This is a genomic window from Sulfitobacter sp., from assembly GCF_036961165.1.
GTDB lineage: Bacteria > Pseudomonadota > Alphaproteobacteria > Rhodobacterales > Rhodobacteraceae > Sulfitobacter.
Window position 1 is genome coordinate 1 of sequence record NZ_JBALVJ010000158.1, and the last position, 3,541, is coordinate 3,541.

At 50.9% G+C, this 3,541-nt stretch carries 3 protein-coding genes; all 3 read left to right on the forward strand.

Going from position 1 to position 3,541, the window contains the following annotated elements:
* Positions 1-257: 257 nt before the first annotated feature.
* The 3 genes from V7730_RS22425 (at position 258) to V7730_RS22435 (ending at position 3,410) form a co-directional block, all read left to right on the forward strand.
* Complete coding sequence (locus tag V7730_RS22425) at positions 258-722, forward strand: MarR family winged helix-turn-helix transcriptional regulator (protein WP_335749774.1); 465 nt, start codon at positions 258-260, stop codon at positions 720-722.
* 157 nt (positions 723-879) lie between these two features.
* Positions 880-2,154 carry an SGNH/GDSL hydrolase family protein gene (locus tag V7730_RS22430; RefSeq protein WP_335749775.1) on the forward strand — a complete coding sequence of 425 codons (1,275 nt, stop codon included), beginning with the start codon at positions 880-882 and terminating at the stop codon, positions 2,152-2,154.
* A gap of 269 nt (positions 2,155-2,423) precedes the next feature.
* Positions 2,424-3,410, forward strand: coding sequence for a glycosyltransferase family 61 protein (locus tag V7730_RS22435; protein WP_335749776.1), 987 nt, complete (start codon positions 2,424-2,426; stop codon positions 3,408-3,410).
* Positions 3,411-3,541: the final 131 nt, after the last annotated feature.

The window sequence follows — 3,541 nt, forward strand, 5'->3', positions numbered from 1 at the left end:
TTCGGGTTGGATACATCTTAGCACGCTGTCCAATTTTGCCGGACCACTTCAGTGGGACAGTATGCCGGATCGGGGGGGCTGTATGCATGCGCGAAAGTTACCTACCATTTGCTTGCTTCGCCCCGGTCACTTCACGACGATCTCAGCACTGCTTTGTGTGTCCCGCAATAATTTTAGAAATAAAATTAGACCATCCTATGACAATTTAATAAGTCTTACTTAATATAAGTATAACATATAAATTATGGATCATGCTCTTGCCCGAACCTATTGATAACGAAAACACATCCTTTCTGATCCTTGATATCGCCCGTTTGTTGCGGGCCGAATTCGAGCGGAGGGTAGCAAGCGCATGTCTTGGAGTGACTCCCAGTGAGGCGCGGACATTGGCACCTGTGGCGCGTCATGGACCTTTGCGCCAGCGTGATTTGGCTGACCTAACCGGTCTTGGCGCGATGAGCATTACAACTTGTCTGGATCGACTGGAGTGCGCGGGTTTCGTTTGCCGTGAAAGCGATCCAAGTGACCGCAGGGCCAAGCTTGTTAGTGCATCCGCCGAGGCGACACCGTTGCTGATGCAGTTGAAACGAATAGGTGAGGAGGTTCGAAGCATCACCCGTGACGGCATCGAACCACATGATTGGGAGGCGTTTCACCGCATGCTTAAGATAGCGCGTGACAATCATCTGAGGTCACATCAGACTCGACACACGGCAGACTAGTTCGCATTTATCTGACAGCGCCCATGACAAGGCATCACACACCTGATCTAAAGGTTCAATACTTGCATATTTTCAGTTGAATATCCGAAAGACACCCGCAATATTGATTCGAAATTCCGCAGATTGAGCAATTTGAATTCGGTTCTCAGGCGCGACAATGGAGGAGCAGGTGAAACGAAATCCGAAGTTCATCGCAGCACTTTGCTTGGTAACAATTCTTGGTTTGATAGGCTGGAACAATTTGGCGCTGACCGAGGATGATATCACACCAAGTTACAGGGCCAAATTCGATGGGCCACAGCCAATCGTCGAGCCGCTGTTACAATCTGCTGAACGTCCCTTGGCGGCGATTGTGGACCCGGAAACAATCGATTTTGCCAATTTGTCGCAACTGAAATCCGTCTTTATGGGGCGGAGTGTTTCAATTACTGAATCGGTGCATACTCGGGCCAGTTTCCAGAATGAAATTCAGTCATTCACGCATCAATGGCCTGCGATCTACGCGACGGCAAACTTTGAGGGTGATTCTGTCATCGTGGCATTCAATGATTCAATCAATCGATACAGCATCTCGCTGGATAATGCTGAACTACCCGCATTCACCGTTACTCGGCCGGGGAAAGTTGCGGTGCGTATCTCGGGTCTCGGCTCAGGGAACCACGCGGTGCGATTGGACAAGATCAGCGAGTCCTTGTCGGGGGCAGCGGAATTTCGCGGTTTCTTTGTATCTGCCGGAAGTAGACTCTTTGCCCCCCCCGACAAGAAGTCACGCGAAATAGAATTCATCGGTGATTCCGACACGGTGGGATATGGAAACACTTCGCCTGGCCGGGACTGCGAGGGTGATCTGGTATTTCTATATACCAATACCCTGAACTCTTTTGGCCCAATTGTTGCCCGGCATTTCAATGCTGACTATCAAGTGAACGCGTATTCCGGCATCGGTCTGGTTCGCAATCTTGAGGGTGGTAACCCTGAGATGACAATGACCACACGATATATCCAGGCATTGTTTGATGGTACCCCTATGCAGCAAGCTGATGGATGGAGTCCGCAGGTGATTGTGCTTGCACTCGGTTCAAATGATTTCGCAGCCGAAGTGGGCCAAAACGAGCAGTGGGCTGATCAGAAATCACTTCGTGATGATTTCGAAACCCAATATGTTCGGTTTCTTCAAAGGCTACGGTCACAGCACCCTCAGGCGCTGCTGGTCCTGATCGCTTTGAAAGGCTATGGCGACGACTATTTGGCGGCACATCAGTTTGTGCAAGCACACTTTGCATCGCTTGGCGATAAACGCGTGGCCCTTGCTGTTTTGCCAAGAATGCAAAAAACTGCCTGTCACTGGCACCCTTCACTTGAGGATCATCAGATGATCGCCAAAAGACTTATCAATACAATCAATGAACTGCCAGATGTTTGGCCGAACTGAAAATCGGAAGCGAAAATGACCTGCTTTGTAGGTGTTCGCATTCAACGGAATCGTGCTTAGCTATCACCGTAGGTTATGCGGGTTTTCTGGTTCATTTTGGCAAAGGTGTTGTTTTGGCTGGAATTTCCCAGTTTACTTGAATTTCGGCAAGCTTTAGACTCTCACTTGATTATAGTGAAACCCTGGCCGTTCTGGTAAAAGGCAAGATTTCAAGAATGCTTTCTTTAAGACCCCTCCAAGGCCATATCCGCAAATTGATGGGTAAGCCTATGCCGGACATTTTTTCCGGTGCCAGCGACACGTGGGAAGTGGCCCCGAGTTGTCAACGGCATGTGCCTGCAGCTGTCTGCCTGCCGGGACAACTTGAGCGAATTAAGGACACCGAGTTTGCTCCGATTGACGTGGTCATCCGGTCGTTTCTCGGCGAGTTTGACACACAAGAGAATCCGACAATTGGGTACCGGCTTGAGAATGTCGACATGGTCGACGGCGTGCTGTATGCCAAAGGTCGGCAGCGCCACTTGCGTGCCCGACACTCCCGTTCCGTGACATACCCGATACCACGCGACGTCATGAGCGGTTCTATGTATGAGAGTTGGCTTGGAAACCGATGGTTCGGCAACTGGCTTAGCGATGACTGTCTGACCTATTTTCTGACAAATCCCGCCGGCACGACGGTGACCACTTCAATCAATCCAACTGGGCATGTGCCGTGTTACGAAGCGTTGCTTGGAATGGCCCCATTGCGCCGACAGAACGTTCATTTTAGTGAATTAATCCTTTTTGATGACCATGCCAACAACGCTGGCAAGACCCAACGCACCATAGAGATGCGAGACAAGTTGTTGTTCGGCCGCGCCATCAAGCCCGTCAATGGCGTTTTCTTGTTGCGGGGCAAGACTGGCGACGCACGCGTGATGACGAATGAACGCCAGATCGCAGATCAAATGGCGGAAACCTACGGGTTTCATGTGCTCGACCCGACGACTGCCTCGGTGGATCAGATCGCAGATCTGTGTGGGAATGCGGCCATAGTTGCCGGGGTCGAGGGAAGCCACTTGGTTCACGGGTTGGCAGTAATGCCTCCAGGTGCCACGCTCCTTGTGTTTCAGCCACCTGACCGTACCGTTGCGGCGCTCAAGACTGTCACCGACCGACAGAATCAAGGCTACGCATTCGTTGTCGGTGAGGGGACGAGCTCGAACTTCAGTATCGACTGGAGCGAGGTGCGGCGCACGCTCGATCTTCTAGATTGAAATGCTTTTTTGTTGTTTTGAACAGCGCGCCATTTATTTGCCACACACAGTCCGCAATCCTTAATTATAGATTAACTGTTCCATCCCGGACGACCACATAGATCCTCGGCGGTCTGCATTCTTCATGGCAA